Genomic DNA, 2,847 nt, shown 5'->3' with positions numbered 1-2,847 from the left:
TAATCATCTCATATTTCTCTTGAATTTTCCACCTAATTTTCATCTAAAATGTTATCTAAAATGTTATCCACAGCGGTTTCCGCAAGCTGTTTCCTATATAATAAAAAAAGGGCTAATAAAAGTCCTCTTTTTTACTGTATATGCCATAAAATCAGATGTATTAAAATATGATATTAATGGATTTTATCTGATCATTACTAAAACACAGTTTACCACTTTGAGTGCATGATCCTGTTCCTGTATTCCCGGAAAGTTTGCCTGTCCCAAGTTCAAGACAATTTTCTATTGTCGCAGTCAAACCTTCATAAGATACTCTAAGATTGTTCTCTAATGAAATAGTATGAGTTTTATTGTCTTTTAGTGTTATTACTGCTTTTGCCATTTATATCACTTCCTTATATAGTAATATTCTTCATGGAAAAACAATTTCCTTTATTTGTAACTGTTTTACGGTATAGTCATATAACTGTAATCTTTAATAGCATTAAGGATTGGCTTCTCGCCATATTAACAAAATGAATTGAACGTATAATTCTATTAAACTCATTATATTTTATGTTTGATTTATTAACTTCAGTACCGTTGTTGAATATTGTTATATCAAGTCTCACTTTTTATCTTATTATTTACACTTGCTGACACTTTTACTATTACTTTAGCTACTGAATTAGTAATTAGCTTAGATGTAATTGCTTATACCGCTATCTCTCTATTCATTAGTAAAAAGGATGTTAAGATAATACTATAAAAAAAAATTTAACAGTGTGCATAATACTACGAATTAAGGTATCCTTATGTAATATTTAATTCAATTTGAATTGAATATTGTTGCTTAATAAACTTCCTCTATATATTAAAACTAAATCAGTATCATGTATAGGTTGCTCAAAAACTAACGTTCCAGTAATTTCTCTCATAGAAGCCAAACTAGAACTTGGTAATTGAGTATCACTATCTATAGATGTAATTGCTTCATCTGTTGTTTCTCCTTTACTGTTTTGCATTTTAAAATTAAAAGGGTTATAAATTATTTCACCAGTTCCAATATTTTTAATTAAAACTGTTACCACAACAAACTCCATCCCTGATTTTGGCTTGTCATAATCACCACCATTTGCTTTCTTAACGTTAGTAACCGTTACTGTTGTATGATTTGATTTAACAGTTTCATTAATTCCATAAATGGCCTTTTGTACCGTGGCTTTTTCTACTTGTGATGATGTGACAACACTAGCATTAGTATTTGCAACTGGTGTCATTTTACTGTTCCCTGTGCTACCAATGATTACGATTGCTACTAATACTACTGTTAGTATTTTATGCCTCGTCAAGAAGTTCCTTTGATCATGACCACAACTAGGACATTTCTTTACACTTTTTGATATCTCTTTCTGACATGCATTGCAATTCGTAAGTTTACTAGTTTCCTTCCTCATTTCTATATTTCTCCTTTATAATTCTATTTATTAGAATTATAGCCTTATTTAAATATTTTAATGCATTTCAATTAAAAGCCCTATATAAATATACAATCCTTACGTATGCTTTAAGCCTGTAGCTTAGATGTGGCATAATATAACTTCTAAGCTTTTAACTGCTTGTTCCATCACAGTCCCCCCTCTGAATATAATATAGAAAAAGAGATGCAATTTATATGCTATCATTTATTTGTTTATATAAAATAAATAAAGCCATTTTCAAGATTTTTATTCTTAAAAATAACTTTATTTATACCACTAACATTTGGATTTCCCACTGTTTTTTCGTTTGTTAAAATAAATATTAATGAATTTTCGATGCTCTTTCTAATAATTTATTTTATCATATTTACTTGCTAATTCTTTGCTTGTAACTTTTGTTTCATCATATTCAATTAATTCTCCCATTGGACACAAATCTACATTTTCATAATCTTGAATATTATAAGTATCCTTTAGGTACGTTTCAATGCTTTCTCTTGCACTTAACATATCTTGTTCTTTAACAATTACAGCACAAAATGGGATTTGATATTTTTTTACTATTTCATCATTTATATATACTTGAAATGCTCTCATTGATAATCACCTCTGCTGATTACATATTTCTACATAATAAAGAAATCACCTTTATTTTATATAATTATTTATATGTCTTCATGATTATTACCAAACTTCCAACTTTTCTTAGTTGTAAAATTCTTTATTACTTTTGTTATCAGCTTATTCTCTTTTTATACCTCTTGTGCTAATGTAATAGAAGTATTTAATTTGCTGATATATAATGAACTATTATATGTTTTAATACCAACAGCCTACAGTAGTAATCAGGCTTGCATATTTTCGTTCTCAGCCACTTTAGTTATAACTAGGTAATATTAATAATTTGAATGACAATATTTGTTACGCCTTCTAATTAGCTTTAATTAAATTCATCAAAAAAATTACTGGGATAGTAAAAACGTTCTAATAATTAATGAACTTTCAATAAAATATCATATAACTATGAGTTTTGTTTAAAACACATACTATTAAAATGAAAAAAACAATATACAACTATGTAATATAGTTTTTTCTTACAAATACTAATTACTAACTTTATAAACTAAAAAAAGACTAGGCTTGTATCCTAGTCTAATGAAAAATGCATATATTATTTTCTCTATTGAGTTACATTAGTAACATAATAGGTCACAAAGCTTATTTGTACTAACCTTCATTTATATTATAATATTTTATTATTTAATAATTTTTGTATATGTTGATTTACACTTTATCTTATCCTAACATTTACAAATTAATTTATCCATTCAAATAACTAAACTGCACATTCATTTATCCAATCTACAAAATAATTTAACCAGACTTT

Annotated in this window: 3 protein-coding genes; all 3 read right to left on the bottom strand. The window is 26.8% G+C overall.

Features of this window, described 5'->3' with window-relative positions; all coding sequences use genetic code 11:
• Positions 1-160: 160 nt before the first annotated feature.
• Positions 161-382 (bottom strand): hypothetical protein, encoded by a 222-nt coding sequence (locus KPL38_RS18870; RefSeq protein WP_216290679.1) that lies wholly within the window; start codon positions 380-382, stop codon positions 161-163.
• Positions 383-803: 421 nt separating this feature from the next.
• On the bottom strand, positions 804-1,436 hold the full coding sequence (locus KPL38_RS18865) for a DUF4352 domain-containing protein (protein ID WP_216290678.1): 633 nt from the start codon (positions 1,434-1,436) through the stop codon (positions 804-806).
• 369 nt (positions 1,437-1,805) lie between these two features.
• A complete protein-coding gene (locus KPL38_RS18860; RefSeq protein ID WP_216290677.1) occupies positions 1,806-2,057 on the bottom strand; it encodes a hypothetical protein in 252 nt (83 codons plus the stop codon).
• Between the last annotated feature and the right edge of the window lie 790 nt (positions 2,058-2,847).

The sequence above is a fragment of the Clostridium psychrophilum genome (genome assembly GCF_018861705.1).
GTDB lineage: Bacteria > Bacillota > Clostridia > Clostridiales > Clostridiaceae > Clostridium_AD > Clostridium_AD psychrophilum.
The sequence above is the reverse complement of the archived record's forward strand: the minus strand, read 5'-3'. Positions and strand labels throughout refer to the sequence as shown.